This window comes from Tardiphaga sp. 709, from assembly GCF_032401055.1.
Lineage (GTDB): Bacteria > Pseudomonadota > Alphaproteobacteria > Rhizobiales > Xanthobacteraceae > Tardiphaga.
In genome coordinates, this window is the sequence record NZ_CP135529.1 from 5,978,059 (window position 1) to 5,996,316 (window position 18,258).

The 18,258-nt window shown below is 59.8% G+C and carries 15 protein-coding genes; 3 read left to right on the forward strand and 12 right to left on the reverse strand.

Features of this window, described 5'->3' with window-relative positions; all coding sequences use genetic code 11:
- Nucleotides 1–153: 153 nt before the first annotated feature.
- The 5 genes from oxlT to RSO67_RS28600 all read right to left on the reverse strand — a co-directional run bounded on the left by oxlT (nucleotide 154) and on the right by RSO67_RS28600 (nucleotide 5,455).
- Nucleotides 154–1,443 (reverse strand): oxalate/formate MFS antiporter, encoded by a 1,290-nt coding sequence (gene oxlT / locus RSO67_RS28580; RefSeq protein WP_089267112.1) that lies wholly within the window; start codon nucleotides 1,441–1,443, stop codon nucleotides 154–156.
- Between the two features lie 209 nt (nucleotides 1,444–1,652).
- Complete coding sequence (locus RSO67_RS28585; RefSeq protein ID WP_089267113.1) at nucleotides 1,653–3,158, reverse strand: tripartite tricarboxylate transporter permease; 1,506 nt, start codon at nucleotides 3,156–3,158, stop codon at nucleotides 1,653–1,655.
- Between the two features lie 57 nt (nucleotides 3,159–3,215).
- Complete coding sequence (locus RSO67_RS28590) at nucleotides 3,216–3,713, reverse strand: tripartite tricarboxylate transporter TctB family protein (protein ID WP_315841616.1); 498 nt, start codon at nucleotides 3,711–3,713, stop codon at nucleotides 3,216–3,218.
- A 91-nt stretch (nucleotides 3,714–3,804) separates the two neighbouring features.
- The gene (locus RSO67_RS28595; RefSeq protein WP_315841617.1) at nucleotides 3,805–4,818 is read right to left on the reverse strand and encodes a tripartite tricarboxylate transporter substrate binding protein; all 1,014 of its coding nucleotides are present in this window, start codon (nucleotides 4,816–4,818) and stop codon (nucleotides 3,805–3,807) included.
- A 499-nt stretch (nucleotides 4,819–5,317) separates the two neighbouring features.
- Complete coding sequence (locus RSO67_RS28600; protein WP_170849697.1) at nucleotides 5,318–5,455, reverse strand: hypothetical protein; 138 nt, start codon at nucleotides 5,453–5,455, stop codon at nucleotides 5,318–5,320.
- A 272-nt stretch (nucleotides 5,456–5,727) separates the two neighbouring features.
- Here RSO67_RS28600 and RSO67_RS28605 point away from each other — a divergent pair, with 272 nt between their 5' ends.
- Nucleotides 5,728–6,432, forward strand: coding sequence for a substrate-binding domain-containing protein (locus RSO67_RS28605; RefSeq protein ID WP_315841618.1), 705 nt, complete (start codon nucleotides 5,728–5,730; stop codon nucleotides 6,430–6,432).
- A 204-nt stretch (nucleotides 6,433–6,636) separates the two neighbouring features.
- On the opposite strand, the gene frc is transcribed toward RSO67_RS28605, so the two are convergent.
- The 3 genes from frc to RSO67_RS28620 form a co-directional block, all read right to left on the reverse strand.
- A complete protein-coding gene (frc, locus tag RSO67_RS28610; RefSeq protein WP_120290951.1) occupies nucleotides 6,637–7,914 on the reverse strand; it encodes a formyl-CoA transferase in 1,278 nt (425 codons plus the stop codon).
- A 79-nt stretch (nucleotides 7,915–7,993) separates the two neighbouring features.
- Nucleotides 7,994–9,733 (reverse strand): oxalyl-CoA decarboxylase, encoded by a 1,740-nt coding sequence (oxc, locus tag RSO67_RS28615; protein ID WP_315841619.1) that lies wholly within the window; start codon nucleotides 9,731–9,733, stop codon nucleotides 7,994–7,996.
- Between the two features lie 85 nt (nucleotides 9,734–9,818).
- On the reverse strand, nucleotides 9,819–10,550 hold the full coding sequence (locus RSO67_RS28620; RefSeq protein WP_068730533.1) for a GntR family transcriptional regulator: 732 nt from the start codon (nucleotides 10,548–10,550) through the stop codon (nucleotides 9,819–9,821).
- A 187-nt stretch (nucleotides 10,551–10,737) separates the two neighbouring features.
- On the opposite strand from RSO67_RS28620, the gene RSO67_RS28625 reads away from it, so the two are divergent.
- Nucleotides 10,738–12,900 carry an acetate--CoA ligase family protein gene (locus RSO67_RS28625; RefSeq protein ID WP_315841620.1) on the forward strand — a complete coding sequence of 721 codons (2,163 nt, stop codon included), beginning with the start codon at nucleotides 10,738–10,740 and terminating at the stop codon, nucleotides 12,898–12,900.
- A 74-nt stretch (nucleotides 12,901–12,974) separates the two neighbouring features.
- On the opposite strand, the gene pncB is transcribed toward RSO67_RS28625, so the two are convergent.
- Nucleotides 12,975–14,276 carry a nicotinate phosphoribosyltransferase gene (pncB, locus tag RSO67_RS28630; protein WP_315841621.1) on the reverse strand — a complete coding sequence of 434 codons (1,302 nt, stop codon included), beginning with the start codon at nucleotides 14,274–14,276 and terminating at the stop codon, nucleotides 12,975–12,977.
- Nucleotides 14,277–14,571: 295 nt separating this feature from the next.
- Between pncB and RSO67_RS28635 the strand changes: the two genes are divergently transcribed.
- The gene (locus RSO67_RS28635) at nucleotides 14,572–15,420 is read left to right on the forward strand and encodes a cyclase family protein (RefSeq protein WP_158005655.1); all 849 of its coding nucleotides are present in this window, start codon (nucleotides 14,572–14,574) and stop codon (nucleotides 15,418–15,420) included.
- A 128-nt stretch (nucleotides 15,421–15,548) separates the two neighbouring features.
- On the opposite strand, the gene RSO67_RS28640 is transcribed toward RSO67_RS28635, so the two are convergent.
- From RSO67_RS28640 to RSO67_RS28650, 3 genes are read right to left on the reverse strand one after another with little or no spacing between them, the layout of a single operon-like run.
- Complete coding sequence (locus tag RSO67_RS28640; RefSeq protein ID WP_315841623.1) at nucleotides 15,549–16,331, reverse strand: ABC transporter ATP-binding protein; 783 nt, start codon at nucleotides 16,329–16,331, stop codon at nucleotides 15,549–15,551.
- Nucleotides 16,328–17,143 carry an ABC transporter permease gene (locus RSO67_RS28645; protein WP_089267120.1) on the reverse strand — a complete coding sequence of 272 codons (816 nt, stop codon included), beginning with the start codon at nucleotides 17,141–17,143 and terminating at the stop codon, nucleotides 16,328–16,330. The genes RSO67_RS28640 and RSO67_RS28645 overlap by 4 nt, the downstream gene beginning before the upstream one ends.
- Nucleotides 17,133–18,113, reverse strand: a complete 981-nt coding sequence (locus RSO67_RS28650; RefSeq protein ID WP_315841624.1) for an ABC transporter substrate-binding protein — start codon at nucleotides 18,111–18,113, stop codon at nucleotides 17,133–17,135. Before RSO67_RS28650 ends, RSO67_RS28645 begins: the two co-directional genes overlap by 11 nt.
- Nucleotides 18,114–18,258: the final 145 nt, after the last annotated feature.

Here is an 18,258-nt window from a genome sequence, read left to right on the forward strand (position 1 = left end):
TGGTCGGAGACTGGTATATTATATTCCACGATGCAAGGTGGTCTTGGCCGATTGTTGCCTGAAGGCGATCACGCCTTGGCGAGCAGCGCATCGCCCACGCAAAACGCGCCCAGCCGGGGCTGAGCGCGTTGTTTTCTTGAGTCTTTTTGCGTTTTAGGTCGCAAGCGCCTTGCTGACGACGACCTTACGCCAAGGCTTCAGCACCGCAATGGCGAGCAGTGAAGCCAGGATGTTGGCGCCGGCTGCAATGAGAAAGACGCTGTCCCACGTGCCCGATGACTGCTGCATGTAGTTCGCAACCGGCACCAGAAGTGCTGCCGTCCCCTTTGCCGTATAGAGCAGGCCGGCATTGGTCGTTGCGAACTTGGAGCCGAAGGTGTCGGTGCAGGTCGATGGGAAGAGCGAATAGATCTCACCCCAGGCGAAGAACACAAAGCCCGACAACAGCACGAACCACAGCGGATCGTGACCCCACATATACAGCGCCCAGATGCCGACGCCTTCCATGCCGAAGGCGATGAACATCGTGTTCTCGCGGCCGATCATGTCGGAGATCCAGCCGAAGAACGGACGTGTCAGGCCGTTGAGTACGCGGTCGATGGTGGCTGCGAAGGTGACCGCCGTCATCGTCATGGCCATCAGCGTGACGGGTACGTTGTCGATCTTCCAGTCGGCCGCAATGGGCTTCAGGTTGGCCGTCACCATCAGGCCGCCGGCACCGACGATCACGAACATGAAGTACATCAGCCAGAAGATCGGATGGCGGATGACTTCCGTCGGCGCGTAGTTGCGGCGGGTCTGGATCACGTTGGCGTTCTGCGTGACCGCCGGTACCTGTCCAGCCTTTGGCGCGAACAGGAAGAAGGAGAGGATCACGATGATGATGCCTTGTCCGAGACCGAAATACAGAAATGCGGTCTGGAAGCCGGAATCCTGGATCATGGCCTGGATCGGCGCGACCGTGAGGGCGGAGCCGGCACCAAAGCCTGCAGCGGTGATGCCAGCCGCGAGGCCGCGCTTGTCAGGAAACCACTTCAGGGCATTGCCGACGCAGGTGCCGTAGACGCCGCCAGCGCCGATGCCCGCAACGATCATGCCGAGATAGAAGCCGTTGAGCGTTTCCGCCTGTGCATTGATCGCCCAGCCGATGCCGCAGAGGATGCCGCCGATAAGGACGACGAGCTTCGGGCCGTATTTATCGACGAACCATCCTTCGACCGGCACCAGCCAAGTCTCGAACAGAACGAAGAGGGTGAAGGCCCACTGGATCGACGCACGATCCCAGCCGAACTTCTTCTGGATGTCGGGGACGAAGAACGTCCAGCCGTATTGATAGTTGGCGATCATCACCATCGCGCCAACGCCGATGGCGAGTTGTGTCCAGCGGTAGGCATCGCTGACACGTGCGGCAGCTGGCGCCACCCCGTGAACTGCATCAGTCATAGTTCCTCCTAAAGCGCTGTTCTATTGAGAGCTCGACAGCTGCGAAGGATAGTTTGGTATATGATATGCCAACTAACAAGCGAAATCTTGCCAATTTGCCGCTGCAAGTTTCGCATGACTGAATGCTGTACTGCGATACTACAAGACAGCACAAAGCCGGCAGTCCAGACCGCCGGCTTTTGGGTTTGAACAGTTATTTGTATCGTTACTTACGCTGCTGCAGTGCGAGTACGCAGCCGGGTGAAGCCGTTCTGGATCACCGACCAGAACAGCGCGATCAGGCCGAGGATCATGATGCTGCTGACCAGTGTGTTCGAGAAGAAGATCCCGAGCGATCCCTGTGAGCCCAGCAATGACTGCCGGAAGGCTTCCTCGGCCTTGTCGCCGAGCACGATGGCCAGCACCAGCGGGGCGAGGGGATAGTTACACTTCTTCAGTGCGTAACCGATGATTCCGAATACCAGCATCATCACCACGTCGAAGGTCGAGTTGTGGACGGAGTAAGCTCCGATCGCACAGAGCACCAGGATAAGAGGTGCGATGATGCTGAATGGAACCCGCAGGATCGCTGCGAAGATCGGTACGCAGGTCAGCACGATGATCAGGCCGACGAGGTTGCCGAGATACATCGAGGCGATCAGGCCCCAGACGAACTCCTTCTGCTCGACGAATAGCATCGGGCCAGGCTGCAGGCCCCAGATCAGCAGACCACCAAGAAGCACAGCGGCAGTTGGCGAGCCGGGGACGCCGAGCGAGAGCATCGGAAGCAGGGCCGCGGTACCGGCAGCATGCGCGGCCGTTTCCGGAGCGATAACGCCTTCGATCTCGCCCTTGCCGAAGTTATTGCCGTTCTTGGAGACGCGCTTGGCGATGCCGTAACTCATAAAGGACGCGGGTGTCGCGCCTGCGGGCGTAACACCCATCCAGCAGCCGATGACGCAGGAGCGCAATGACGTCATCCAGTATTGCGGCAAGCTCATCCAGGTACGTAGCACGACGCGAAGATCGATCTTCGCCTTGCCGCCCTGGAAGCGCAGTCCTTCCTCCATGGTGAGGAAGATCTCGCCGAGGCCGAACAGGCCGATGACGGCGATCAGGAAGTCGAAGCCATTGAGGAGTTCGGTCGAGCCGAACGTGAGCCGCAGCTGTCCGGTGATGGAATCGAGACCAACGGCGGCGAGCGCGAATCCGATCATCATGGCAGCGATTGTCTTGAAAGGTGGCTCCTTACTCAGCCCGACGAAACTGCAGAACGCCAGGAAGTAGACAGCGAATTTCTCCGCCGGCCCAAATCGTAAGGCGAAGCCTGCGACCAACGGCGCGACCAGGGTAATCATGACGACGGCGAACAGGGCGCCGACAAAAGAGGACGTGAAGGCGGCTGTCAGTGCTTCGGCAGCCTTGCCCTGCTGCGCCATCGGATAGCCGTCGAATGTCGTGGCCACCGACCATGGCTCTCCGGGTATGTTGAACAGAATCGAGGTGATCGCACCTCCGAACAATGCGCCCCAATAGATGCAGGACAGCATGATGATGGCCGATGTCGGCGGCATGCTGAAGGTGAGGGGCAGCAGGATCGCAACGCCATTGGCGCCGCCAAGGCCGGGCAGCACGCCGATGATGACGCCAAGCACGATGCCGAGCACCATCACCGCGATGTTGAATGGCTGCAGCGCGACCGCAAAGCCCTGGAACAGATTAGCAATTTCTTCCATTTCGAGTAGTCCTCAGAAAGAGACCGGCAGACGTAACGGAATTAAAGATCGCGGAAATCAGAGACCGAGCAGATCCTCGAGGGGCCCCTTGGGGAGCGGCACGAGAAACCAGCGTTCGAAGATCAGGTAGGTGACGACAGGCATGCCAAGAGAGATAGCGGCGATGATCGGCCACTCATATTTGCCGAGCCAACGCATGAACCATGCGATGAAAATCATCGACGACACATAGAGGCCGATGAACGGCAGGACGCCGACATAGATGCCGGTGGGAATGACGACGCTGAAGACCTGGCGCAGCTGGCCCCATTCGGCGAACAGGCTGTCGTCGTCCTCGCGCAGCGTGTTCCAAATATTGACGAGGCTGGAGATGATAATGAACAGCCCAATATAGAACGGAAAGAATCCGGCTTTCGGTCCCTCTGCGCCCCAGTTGATGCCGGCCTTGACGCTGCCATAGACGACGATGGCGCCGAACAGGCCGATGACGGTGGTGACGCCGGCTTCGACCGATTTGTGAGACGGGCCTGCGTTGTGAGATTTCTGCGTGGTCATGGACAACTCTGTGTGAGAGATCTGCGTCTATCAGCATGTCGCATGTGCCGGACCTGATGTGCGGATCAGGTCCGGCCTCATAGCGCCCGCGTCAGTTGCCTTGTGCGAGGAAGCCGGCTTCCTTCATCAGGGTCTCGTGGCGCTTCTCTTCGGTGCCAACCCAGCTGGCGTACTCGCCGCCGGTCATGAAGGTCGTGTTGAAGGCGCCGCTCTTCATCAGGTCCTGCCACTCGGGCGTCGCGCGGACCTTCTTGAACAGTTCGACATAATACTCGATCTGATCCTTCGTCGCTTTCGGCCCCATGAAGATGCCGCGCAGCATCACATATTCGATATCGAGCCCCTGCGACTTGCAGGTCGGAATGTCCTTCCAGCCCTTGCCGTCAGCAACCTGCTCGTCATAGGCCATCGGCTTGCTGTCGAACACGCAGAGCGGACGCACCTTGCCGCCGCGCCACTGCGCGACAGCCTCGATCGGATTGTTCACGGTTGAATCGACATGCTGGCCAACGAGCTGCACCGCGACTTCACCGCCGCCCTTGTAGGGGATGTAAGTGAACTTGCTGCCGATCGCTTTCTCGACTGCGACCGTGATGATCTGGTCTTCCTGCTTCGAGCCGGTGCCGCCCATCTTGATCGTGCCGGCCGGTGCGGCCTTCACGGCGTCGATATAGTCCTTCACCGTCTTGTACGGTTTGTCGGCATTTACCCACAGTACGAACTCGTCGAGCGCCAGCATCGCGACTGGAGTGAGATCCTTCCAGTTGAAGGGAATGCCGGTGGCGAGCGGTGTCGTGAACAGGTTAGAGAGCGTGATGATGATCTTGTGCGGATTGTTGTTCGCCGACTTCACGTCGAGAAAACCTTCACCGCCCGCGCCACCCGACTTGTTGATGACGACAAGCGGCTGCTTCATCAGACTGTGCTTGGTGATGATGCCCTGAATGGTGCGCGCCATCTGATCGGCGCCGCCGCCGGTGCCCGCGGGAACGATCAATTCGACGGGGCGCGTCGGCTCCCATGCAGCAGATGCCGGGAGAGACGCTCCCAGGCAGAGAATGGATGCAGCGGCGGCCAGCGTGAGACATGAACCTAGGCGTTTCATTGTTTCTCTCCCATTCGTTCTGATAGCGTCGATCGTTCGTCGACTTTGAAATCGTCAGTGCGTGGTCGGGTCTTCCTTCGAATGTCCTGACTGCAGGTGTGCAAACACGCCCTTGCGTGCGCCATATGCGCACGTCAGACTGTCGAGCATTGAAGCGGCTCGCCTGCAAAAAGGATGAGTGGGTCTGGGTCGCTCTGTCATGGCGCATACGGCATCGCGTGCCCGCGAAGGCAGCGCAGCCTTTGTCCTCCCAAGGTATGCTTTCTATTCAGACGTGAAGCATTACCGTTTGCGCATTTTGGTATGCGATATGCCAAGCGGCAAGCGATTAGAGCCGTTAAAAGCCGGGGAGGCTGAAATGTCGCAGGGAGCGCGAGACGTCGCTGCGATGCAACTACACAAACAAAAAAAATGGCCCCGGAAATCCGGGGCCAGTCGTCGGGAGGAACGCAGAGAATTTTGCGCGGGTTGGCCGCGCAAAAGTAGTGAGATCGCAGCCTTACAGGCCGAAGCGCGGCAGGTCGCCGTTGCGGGCCGAGATGCGTGCGCTGGCCATCAGCGCGCGATCAAGCGAGGCCATGAAGCGAGCGAAGAAGCTGGTGGACGTGGTGAGGTCGAGAGAAGCAGTCTTCGACATGATTTGATCCTTTGCTGGAGGCCCCCGCGTCTTGGCGCCTCATCATCTGGGATCAATGTACGTATACCAGATGCCAAGGACAATTGTCTTGTTTGCATGGCAGCATGAGGATTTTGCAGTGCGATATGGATCGATTTGATTTTCTTATTGAAGTTTGGCGCTAGCCTTTCGCAAAGATGGCGCCGCGGGCGACGGCCATCTCGGACAGATTGACGTTCGCCAACATGGGATGGAGGCTTGCCGACTATGTTAGCGAAGCGGGGGAGGGGCGCATGGCTACAACCACCGAACACAGGCTGACGTTCATGAGTGCCGTGGCAGTATATGCGGAGATCGAGGAACTACTGCCGCAGTTCGAGCGGCAGCACGGCATTGCGGTTCAAGCGAAGTACGACGTGAATCCGGCCGTTGCAAAGCGTATCATGGACGGCGAAGACTTCGACGTCGGGCTGACTAATCCCTGGTATGTCGACGAGATGATCTCGCTTGGGTGCGTTTTTCCGGATATCCACGTGCCGTTCGGGCGCGTTCCGCTAACGATCGGAGCTGCCGCAGCTGCGCCGGACGGCGTCGCCAGTTCACATGAAGCCGTGCGCAAGCTCCTGTTGAGCGCGGACTCGATCGCATACACCTCCATAGGGACCAGCGGGAAGACGTTCTTGAAAGCCGTCGAAATGATGGGCCTGCAGGAGCACATCCGAGATCGCTTGCGTCCGATGGGCGCTGGCGAGCCGCCGATCGCTGTCGCCAACGGCGAAGTACAGTACGCCATCGCGCCGCTTTCGAGGATCATAGCTGCTCCCGGCGTCGCACCCGTTGCGAACTTTCCGCCTGAACTCGGTCTGCACATCGATATGTCGATGTTTGTCCATCGGAAAAGCCGTCTTGAAAAAGCGTTGCAGCTTGTCCAGTTCCTTTCGGATTCCGGGCTGGACGCCTACCTCAGATCTCACGGCGTGTATCGTTACGAGCTGTAGCAACAGACCGCGAAAGTGCAGTGCGAGGCGACATCTCAGCTGTCATTGCGAGCGCGGCGAAGCAATCAGACGCCACAAACGAAGACTGGATTGCTTCGTCGCAAGGTTCCTCGCAATGACGGCTGAGCGGACAGCGCTTGGACGACGCGAAAAAGGCCGCACATTGGCGGCCTTTCGCGTGACTTGAATGCTTGCGCTTCGCCTTTACTCTGCCGCAACCTTGCGCGGCGGATCGAGTGCGCCGGAGTCGTGGATTTCGGCCACCTGATGATCGCTGAAGCCCAGCACTTGCCTGAGGATTTCGTCGGTATGTTCGCCGAGCAGGGGCGAGCGGGTCACTTCGGTGGGGCTTTCCGATAGCTTAATCGGATTACCAACCGACAGATACTTGCCGCGCTCGGGGTGATCGACCTCGACCACGGTGCCGGTGGCGCGGAGCGACTGGTCTTCGGCCAATTCCTTCATGGACAGGATCGGGCCGCACGGGATGTCGTCCTGGTTCAGGATTTCCATCGCCTCGAACTTGGTCTTGGTCATCGTCCACTGTTCGATGCGCGCGAAGATCGCGTTGAGCTTGGGCAGGCGCACCGCCGGCTTGGCATAGGCCGGGTCGGTCTTCCAGGTCGGTTCGCCGATCACGTCGCAGATCTTCTCCCACACCGGCGCTTGAGTGATGAAGTAGATGTAGGCGTTCGGGTCGGTTTCCCAGCCCTTGCACTTCAGGATGCGGCCGGGCTGACCACCGCCGGAGTCGTTGCCGGCGCGGGGCACGGCATCGCCGAACGGAATGCCTTCGCCGAACTGGCTGTATTCCTTGAGCGGACCGTGAGCGAGGCGCTGCTGGTCGCGCAGCTTGACGCGCGACAGGTTGAGCACGCCGTCCTGCATCGCGGCGGTGACCTTCTGGCCCTTGCCGGTTTGCGTGCGCTGATACAGCGCGGTGACGATGCCGAGTGCGAGATGCAGGCCAGTGCCGCTATCGCCGATCTGTGCGCCGGTGACGAGTGGCAGGCCGTCGCGGAAGCCGGTGGTGGAAGCTGCGCCGCCGGTGCACTGCGCGACGTTCTCATAGACCTTGCAGTCCTCATAGGGACCGGGACCAAACCCCTTGATCGAAGCGACGATCATCTTCGGGTTGATCTGCTGAATCTTTTCGAACGGGAAGCCCATGCGGTCGAGCACGCCGGGTCCGAAGTTCTCGACCAGGACATCGCACTCTTTCATCAGCGCGGTGAGGACTTCCTTGCCCTTCGGGTTCTTGGTGTCGAGGGTGATCGAGCGCTTGTTGTGGTTCAGCATGGTGAAATACAGGCTGTCCACATTCGGCACGTCCTGTAGCTGGCCGCGGGTGATGTCGCCAACGCCGGGGCGTTCGACCTTGATCACATCGGCGCCGAACCATGCCAGCAACTGCGTGCAGGTCGGGCCAGATTGAACGTGGGTGAAATCCAGAATGCGAACGCCTTTGAGCGCCTGTGTCATTGTTTTGCTCCCGTAAACTAGTTTTGCCGCCTCGGCATATGAGAAAAGGAGACGGGGTCTCGCGACCCCGCCTGATGTGTTATTTCTTCTTGCTGAGCACGCTCTGCGGATTGAGGTTGCCGATACGGCCGCTCTCGCTGCCGGCCGCCGGATCGATCACCGCATTGATGAGCGTCGGCTTGCCGGAATCCATCGCCGCATTGACGGCGCGCTTGAGTTCGTCGGGCGAGGTCGCGTTCACGCCGACGCCACCAAAGGCTTCCATCATCTTGTCGTAGCGTGAGCCCTTGACGAAGACCGTCGGCGCCACGTCGGAACCGCCGGTCGGATTGACGTCGGTGCCGCGATAGATGCCGTCATTGTTGAAGACGACGATGCAGACCGGCAGATTGTAGCGACAGATCGTCTCCACCTCCATGCCGGAGAAACCGAATGCGCTGTCGCCTTCGATCGCGAGGACAGGTTTGCCGGTTTCGACGGCCGCGGCGATGCAATAACCCATGCCGATGCCCATGATGCCCCAGGTGCCGACATCGATGCGCTTGCGCGGCTGATACATGTCGACGATGCCGCGAGCGAGATCGAGCGTGTTTGCGCCTTCATTCACGAGCATGGCATCCGGACGTTCGGCGATGATGGTGCGCAGAACGCCGAGCGCGCCGTGGTAATCCATCGGCGAATTGTTGTTCATCAGCTTCGGCGCCATCTTCGCGACGTTCTCGTCGCGCTTCGTGGTGACTGCTGATGTCCAGTCGGACGATGCCTTCTGCCAGCTCTTGCCCATGCCATCGAGCAGGGCGGTGACGCAGGAGCCGATATCGCCAACGACGGGCGCGACGATCTCGACGTTGGAATCCATTTCCTTCGGCTCGATGTCGATCTGGATGAACTTCTTGGGCGCGCTGCCCCAGGCCTTGCCCTTGCCGTGCGACAGCAGCCAGTTCAGGCGTGCGCCAATCAGCATGACGACGTCGCTGTCTTTCAGGACCGTCGAACGTGCAGCACCCGCACACTGCGGATGAGTGTCAGGCAGAAGGCCCTTGGCCATGCTCATGGGCAGGAACGGAATGCCGGATGTCTCGACGAGTGCCTTCACAGCATCGTCGGCCTGCGCATAGGCGGCGCCCTTGCCGAGAATGATCAGCGGCTTCTTCGCCGATTTCAGCACGTCGAGCGCGCGCTTGATCGAATCCGGGGCAGGGATCTGCGCCGGCGCGGCGTCGATCACCTTCACGAGCGACTTTTTGCCTGCATCGGCATTCATCACCTGACCGAACAGCTTGGCCGGCAGATCGAGATAGACACCGCCGGGACGGCCGGACACTGCGGCGCGGATGGCGCGGGCGAGGCCGATGCCGATGTCGGCCGCATGCAGCACGCGGAACGCGGCCTTGCAGAGCGGCTTGGCGACCGCGAGCTGATCCATTTCCTCGTAGTCGCCCTGCTGCAGATCGACGATCTCACGCTCGGACGAGCCGGAGATCAGGATCATTGGGAAGCAGTTGGTAGTGGCGTGGGCCAGCGCCGTGAGGCCGTTGAGGAAGCCGGGGGCGGACACAGTCAAGCAGACGCCGGGCTTCTTGGTGAGATAGCCGGCGATCGATGCGGCATAGCCTGCGGCCTGTTCGTGGCGGAACGACAGCACCCGGATCCCCTCGGCCTGCGCCATGCGGCCGAAGTCGGTAATCGGAATGCCCGGCACGCCATAGATCGTGTTGAGGCCATTGAGCTTGAGAGCATCGATGATCAGATGGAAGCCATCGGTCAATTCCTGCTCGGCGGCTGCGTTGGTATCGATGCTCTGGACTACTGCGGACATCCCGCTCTCCCTGACTTTTCTTGTGACTGTTGGTCGTTGCTCAATTGGACGTGGTGCGGAGTGGTGAACCGTCGCGAGACGGCGCTTACGTAAACAATTCCTGGCCGTGGGCTTCGACATAAGAAGCCAGACCGAGCGTGTGATCGCGCGCGCGCTTTTCCGCAAGCTCGGTGTTGCGCTCCTCAAGCGCTTCGATGATGGCCAGATGTTCGGGCAGGGACGTCGCCGTACGGTCCGTGCGTCCGATGGTCAGCTGACGATAGCCACGCACATGCAGCAGAATATCGTTGGTCATATCGACCAGCACTGGCGATTCGCTGAGCGAGATCAGTGCCTGGTGGAAAGCGATATTCGCTTTCGAATATTCCTCAACGTGGTCCTGTGGCAGACGGTCCTTGTTGAAGTCCTTGAAGAAGTCGCGCAGCGCCGAGATATCTTTCTTGCGTGCGGTGGTCGTGATCAGACGCGCGGCCATGCTTTCCAGCGCCGCCCAGGCGCGGATCATGTCGACGATCTCGACCTTGGTCTTTCTGACAACGACGATGCCGCGGCGTGGCACGGTCTTTACAAAGCCATCCTGCTCCAGCATCGCAATGGCTTCGCGGATAGGCGTGCGGCTGACACCGAGCCGTTCCGACAGAGCGCGCTCGTCGAGCATCACCGGATCTGGCGAGGTGTAGATGTCCATCTTAAGAATGGCTTCTTTCAAGGCTTCATAGGCCTTGGTCTTGAAGCTGGTCTCCGGTGCAATCCGAACGATCGCGATATCGGCTTCAGACATGACGGACGGCGCCTTGGTTTGTTTTCGCGTGGGCATGAATCATCTCCAGTCGAGATGTCCTACCACAGAAATAACGTCAATAATTTTTGGCATACCAGATGCCAGCGTGTCAAGATGACAGCTATTTCAGCAATTTTGCGCTGCAACGCGCCTTGACAATCAAGTTTCTGGCATACCAAATGCCATCAATCCGTCTATTGGAAAAGACGTGAAGGAGGAAGCCATGTCCCAATCGAATCTTGCCGTCAAAGAAGCAACACCATCGGCTAAACAGGCCGTCCGCAAAGTTCTCGATGCGGTCAAAGCCGACAAGCGCACCAGCCTGACCGCCCCCGAGGGCAAGCTTGTGTGTGACGCCTACGGCATTCCCGTGCCGAAGGAAGGCGTGGCCACCTCAGCCGCTGACGCTGCCAAGATGGCAAGCGGCATGGGCTTCCCGGTCGTGATGAAGATCGTCTCGCCGGACATTCTCCACAAGACCGAAGCGGGCGGCGTCATCGTCGGCGTCAAGACCGCCGAAGACGCGCAGAAGGCTTACGACACCATTCTGGCCAATGCCAAGAAGTACAAGGCCGACGCCAAGATAGAAGGTATCCAGGTTCAGCAGATGCTGATGGGCGGCACCGAAGTGATCATCGGTTCGATCACCGATGGTTCGTTCGGCAAGCTGGTGGCCTTCGGCCTGGGCGGCGTGCTCGTCGAAGTGCTGAAGGACGTCACTTTCCGCCTCGCGCCCGCGACCAATGATGACGCGCTGTCGATGCTCGATGGCATCCAGGCTGCCGAGATGCTGCATGGCGTACGTGGCGGCGATCCTGCCAATCGTGAAGCGCTGGCCGACATCATCGTCAAGGTGTCGCAGCTCGTCAGCGATTTCCCTGAAATGGTCGAACTCGATCTCAACCCGGTTTTCGCCACCAAGAAAGACGCGATTGCCGCCGACGTGCGTATCGTCGTCGATTTCGACTACAAACCGCGCCCCGCGCCGCGCTCCAACGCCGAAATCGTCACGGCGATGAACCGCATCATGATGCCGAAGGCCGTCGCCGTGATCGGTGCCTCTGCCGAAGATGGCAAGATCGGCAATTCGGTGATGAAGAACCTCATCAACGGCGGCTACAAGGGCGACATCTATCCGATTCATCCGAAGGCCGAAGAGATCATGGGCCGCAAGGCCTATAAGAGCGTCAAGGATGTTCCGGGCGTGATCGACACCGCGGTATTCGCGATTCCCGCCAAGTTCGTGGCCGGCGCGCTGATCGAATGTGGCGAGAAGAAAATTCCGGGCGCGGTGCTGATCCCGTCGGGCTTTGCCGAAGCCAACGAGCCTGCGCTGCAGGAAGAAATCGTCGCGATCGGCAAGAAATACGACGTGCGTCTGATGGGGCCGAATATCTACGGCTTCTATTACACCCCGGCCAATCTCTGCGCGACGTTCTGTACAGCCTATGACGTGAAGGGCTCAGCGGCGCTGTCGTCGCAGTCCGGCGGCATCGGCATGGCGATCATCGGCTTCTCGCGCTCCGCCAAGATGGGCGTGTCGGCCATCGTCGGTCTCGGCAACAAGAGCGACATCGACGAGGACGATCTGCTCGCCTTCTTCGAGCAAGATCCCAACACCACGATCATCGCGCAGCACTGCGAGGATCTGAAGGATGGCCGTGCCTTCGCGGAAGCCGCCAAGCGCGTCTCCAAGAAGAAGCCGGTCGTCGTACTGAAGGCCGGCCGCACCTCGGCCGGCGCCAAGGCGGCCTCGTCGCATACCGGCGCGCTCGCCGGCAACGACAAGATCTATGAGGACGTGCTGAAGCAGTCGGGCGTCATTCGCGCCCGCTCGCTACGCCAGCTGCTCGAATTCGCCCGTGGCATTCCCGTGCTGCCGACGCCGAAGGGCGAGAACGTGCTGATCATCACCGGTGCTGGTGGTTCGGGCGTGCTGCTGTCGGATGCGGTGGTCGATAACGGCATGTCGCTGATGGCGATGCCGCCGGATCTGGATGCGGCGTTCCGCAAGTTCATCCCGCCGTTCGGCGCCGCCGGCAACCCGGTCGACATCACCGGTGGCGAACCGCCGATCACTTACGTCAACACCGTGAAGCTGGGCCTCACCGATGATCGCATCCACTCGCTGATCCTCGGCTACTGGCACACGATCGTGACGCCGCCGATGGTGTTCGCGCGCAACATGGTCGAGATCAAGAACGAGATGAAGGCCAAGGGCATCGAGAAGCCGATGGTGGCTTCGCTCGCGGGCGATGTGGAAGTCGAGGAAGCCGCCGAATATCTCTACCAGAACGGCATTCCGGCTTACGCCTATTCGACCGAACTTCCGGTCGAGGTGCTCGGCGCCAAGTACAAGTGGGCGCGGGGAGCGGGGCTTCTGTAAGCGGCCTTCCGATACACAAAAACAAAGCGCCGTCCGGGAAACCGGGCGGCGCTTTTTTGCGTTTGCGGTTCTGGCTATACGATCACCGGCTGTTCGGCGACGCCCTCACGGCCGAAGATGCGCAGATAGCGTTCGATCTCTGCAGGGCTGCTGCCGGTCGTCTTGGCCGGATTGTCCGAGAGCTTCACCGCCGAGCGGCCGTTGGCATAGGTGACCTTGCAGACCAGGCTGATTGGGTCGAGTGAATCGAGCCCGCGCGGATGCGCGCCGCGGAAGTCGTTGGTGGCCATGGTGCCCCAGCCGAAGCTCTCGCGGATGCGCCCGCGGAAGCGCTGATGCAGATCGATCATCAGATCGACTTCGAGACCGTCGCTGAACATTGCGCGCTTCTTGCGCGGATCTTCGCCACGCATGGCGTACCAGGCGATCATCTCTTCGCCCGCCGCAACCGGCTCCTTGCTGTCCATGCGCATACCGGTCCATTTCGAGGCCCAGGCCGGCGCATCGCGCAGGAACTGCGTCATTCCGAATGTGTCGGGCAAGATGATCAAGAGCTCGCCGTCATAGACCTCCTGCCACTTCGCCAGCACGTCATATTGTGCGGTCTTCAACTGTTCGTCATTCTCGGCGAGGCAGGCGAACACCATCGGCAATTCGTGCGAATTGGTGCCGATTGCTTCGAATGAATGCTTGAAGGCGAGCAGGGCGTTCGACGTTCCGACGAAGCTGCGGCCAAGCTCGTTGGCCATCGCGTCCGTCACCCATTCCTGCCACAGGAAGCCATGGCGGCGACGGGTGCCGAATTCGGCGAGCCGCATGTCCGGATAGGATTTCAGCTTCTTGATCTTGTTCCAGATCTTGGTCTTGGTCTGGGCGTAGAGAATATCCAGCTCGAACTTATCCAGCGTGGCCATGGCGATCCGCGACCGCAATTCGCTGACGATGGCGAGCGCGTAGATCTCCCACATCGTGACTTCGGCCCAGTCACCTTCGAAGGTGAGGACATATTGACCATCGATGGTCTCAAGCTTGTAGTCAGGCAACCTGAAGCTGCGCAGATATTCGATATATTCCGGACGGAAAATGTCGCGGCGGCCGTAGAAGCGGTTGCCGGCCAGCCAGATCAGTTCGTTCTCCCGGAATGAAAGCGTGCGGGCATGATCGAGCTGCGCGCGCAGCACCGCTTCCGGAATGATCTCGGCAAGGCGGACGGTCTTGGTCCGGTTGATCAGGCCGAAGGTCACGGGCACCTTCGGATAAAGCATCCAGATGAACTGGTGCATCAGGAATTTGTAGAAGTCGGTGTCCAGCAATGACCGGATGATCGGATCAAGCCGGTAGTTGTGATTGTGGACCCGGGTGGCGAAATCCATCATGGCAACGCCACTCCTGGTAACGTGCCTGATCGTGGCACCTGCACCGAAACGGCAGTGGCCGCATCGCTGACGCTGTCTTTGCAGCAGTTCATTAAATTGGCGTATCCGCCGGGTTTATCGATGTCAACGCAAGCGCTGAACCGCGCTTTCACAATCGAGGATTGTCGTGGCAGCCCGTCCTTTGTCGGTCTGTTTCTGGCCCTGATCCTGCATCTGCGGGCATTGCGCAGAATTGTTTGCATGCTTACGATTTCCACCTGCCGGTGGGCGCCCCGAAACGATGAAGGACAGCACCATGAAAGTCGTCGATCTCTCCCACGTCATGAACATCCACACGCCCGGCTGGGTGGGCTATGCCGGCAACAAGATGTATTATGCGCAGAACCTGCAGACGCAGATGATCGTGGCGCAGCGGATCGAGACGGCGCTGCATGCCGGCACCCATTTCGACGGCGCGATGCACGCCACCGACGGGCGCAAGGGCGATATGGCCTCGCTGCCGCTGGATTACCTGTTCAATCGCGGCGTTGTCGTCGATATCTCCAGCCAGATGCACGACTGGGCGGTGATCACGCCAGAGATGCTCGAAAAGTCAGGGGCAGATATTCGCGAAGGCGACATTCTGATCCTGCACACCGGCTGGCACAAATATTACGAAGGGCAGGCGCAGCAGGATCTGGTGAAGTACTTCTGCTATCACCCCGGTCCGAACCTCGACACGCTGCATTGGATGCTGGAGAAGAAGATCAAGTGGTTCGGCATGGACACAGGGTCCTGCGATCACTCGATGAATACTTCAATCCGCAATATGCGTCCGGACATCGCTGCGCAGTTCACCAAGAAGCACGGCAAGACGCCGGCTGAGTTCTTCGGCACTTTCGAATACACGCACAAGCTCTCGGGCCGGCATGTCTCTGCCGACATGTTCCCGTTCCACAACTACGCGTTTCAGGAAGGCCTGTTGCATGCGGAGAATATCGGCGGCGACATCGAGCTGATGCTGAACCAGCGCTGCCTGATCGGCGCATTCCCCTGGCGTTATGACGGGCTTGAGTCATGCCCGTGTCGTATCCTGTGCTTCACGGATACGGGCGATGCGTCGGTGGAAGCCATGGGCAATGCCGCAAAGGCGATCATGGGGTGATGTAGCCTAGGTCGACACCGTCATGGCCGGGCTTGTCCCGGCCATCCACGTCCGTCTGAACTAGCGGCCAAGTCGTGGATGCCCGGGACAAGCCCCGGCACGACGTGGAGAGGTTGGTGGATCGTTGTCTAGCGCCTCAGTCTCGCATCCGGCGCGTTTGCCTGCAGCGTATTCTGGATGCCTTCGCGGAGCAGGGGATAGTCGGCGCGATCCCAGTCCGCCATCCTGATATCGGTGAGCAAGGTCGCCGACTTTCCAAACACCACGATGCGGTCGCCCACTGCCATGGCTTCTTCGAGCTGATGCGTGATCAGGATCGCCGTCGATTTAAACTCTCGTGCCAGTTCGACGAAGGTCTTGCGCAGCTCATTGGCCGTGACTTCATCGAGCGCACTGAAGGACTCATCGGCCAACAGGATCTCCGGCTGTACGGCAAAGGCGCGCGCAATCGCAACACGCTGGCGCATGCCGCCGGAAAGTTCGCGCGGATAGGCGTTAGCGAACTTCTCCAGACCGAGCCGTTTCAGCCAGGTCATCGCACGCTCCTGCTGAATGTCCTCGGCGATGCCGATCAGTTCGAGGGGCAGCTTGACGTTGTCGAGCGCGGAGCGCCAGGGAAACAGCCGGTCCTGCTGGAAGATCGTCGCGATCTTGCCGCGGAAGGCGTTGAAGTCGTTATAGGGGGTTTTTCCGCCGATGGTGATACTGCCGGCGGTGGGATGTTCGAGGCCGATCAACAGATCGAACAGCGTTGACTTTCCGCAGCCGGTCTTGCCGACTATGGCGATGAGTTCGCCGGGATCGATCCGCAGCGACAACTGGTCGATGGCCGTAATCGATTGACCCGATGTGGTCTGGCGGAAGACCTTGCGCAGGCCGGAAATCTCGATGGGCGCTGAAGCTTCGGTCATGCCCGCCACCGCAATACGTGCGTTTCAAGCCTGACGAGCAATGCTTCGAGGAAGAACAGCAGCACAACCAGCACCAGCGTCCAGGCAAACACGTCGGCCACCGAGAACAATTCCTGCGCGACCGAGAGCTGATGCCCGATGCCGGTCACTGCGCCGACGAGTTCAGCGATGGTCACGACGCGTATGGCCAGGCTGAGCGTGATCTTCCAGCTCGTGATGATCCCCGGCGTGATCGCCGGGAGCATCAGCTTGTGGAAGAACTGCAGCGGCGTGGGCCGGAAGGAGCGGATCATCTGCTTCAGATCGCGCGACACCTCGCGCATGTTGTCGAGGGCATCGACGGTGAAGACGGGGGCGCAGACCACGACCAGCACGAAGACGATGCGGAATTCGACGCCCTTGAACCACAATACCGCGAACAGGATCCAGGAGACGACCGGTACCGCCATCAGGATCCGCACCATCGGGCGCAGATATTTCTCGACGCTGTCAGACAGATACATCAGCACTGCGACCAGCAGGCCGATGACGAATGACACGACCAGCGACAGCAGCACGCGGCCCAGCGTCACCGCAACGTCGAGCGGGGTGATCTTGGTCAGGCTTTCGGCAATACGGCCGAGGCCCGGGATCGCGAAAGCGGGGATGCCCAGCGACGGTGCCAGATAGGACATGACCTGCCAGACCGCTGCGAAGAGCACGATCGATATGATCGTCTCGCGCGGCAGGCTGGAGATCATCAGGCTTCGCGGTGACCTTTCGAAGATCGGCTCCTCGAATGGCGTGGCAGGTCTCGGTTCGTCAGGGGGCATAGATGATCGCTTCGTCAGGCAGCTTTGGATGGAAGCCGGCGGCAACGGCGCGCTCGAACGTATCCCAGATGCTCTTGCGTTCGGTGGCGTCCCAGGCTGGCTTGGCGTCGAAGTCCCAGCGCTTGGCGAGCACGGCTTCCTTCAAGATGCCGGGCGGCAGCTTCACGGTCTCGACTGCGATCTTGTCGGCACCATCCGGATCGCTGCGCAGATATTTGGTAACGTCCGCCAGCGCAGCGACGAATTTCTTGGGCGCGTCCGGGGCCTTCTTGATCGTGTCCTCGCGCATGGCATAGACCAGCTCCCAGCCGGTGGTGCCCGCGATCTCTTTCCAGCCGTCGTTGGCGTTGAAGATGATCTTCAGCGACGGATCGTCTTTCATCATCATCGTGGCGATCGGCTCGATGATCATCGCGGCATCGACGCGGCCAGCGGCGAGCTGCGCACGCGCTACAGCGAAATTCGCGTTAACCAATGTCGTGTCCTTGGCCAGGTCCATTTTTTTAGATTTTGCGTAGATCGACAGGATCTGGAATTGCCCGCTGCCCATGTCGGCGGCGAGTTGCTTGCCTTTCAGGTCGGCCAGCGACTTGATGGCCGGATCCTTGGTGATGATGACGAGATCGGCGAGCGTGGCACCTGTTGCGACGATTTGCAGCGGCACGCCTTCGAGGCGCAGCTTCTGGAAGTAGGTGGGGCCGCCGATCAGCGTGTCGATTTCGCCGGTGGCGAGGCCCGCATAATAAGAGGAGAAAGAAGGGTAGACCTGAACTTCGGCCTCGAAACCGTTCTTGGTATCGAACTTCTGCGCCTTCATGATGTTGATGATGATCGGCGCGAAGACGGGAAGTGTCAGACTACCCACGCGGATTTTTGTCGGCGCCTGCGCCTGCGAATTTGTTGCGAGCGCGGTGCTCATCAGCGTAGCAGCCGTGCCCATTGTGAAGGCGCGTCGCGAAAGTCCGGTCATGACATCTCCTCAAGAAACGTTGTGGCGCGTGGCTTTTCGATGGGTTTATGCGGCGTTGCGATATTTGTTTGTAAGCAAATGATATGCCAAAATTGAATCCACTAAATCCTCTTGCAGTCGTGAAATAACGCTACTAGCATTTCGT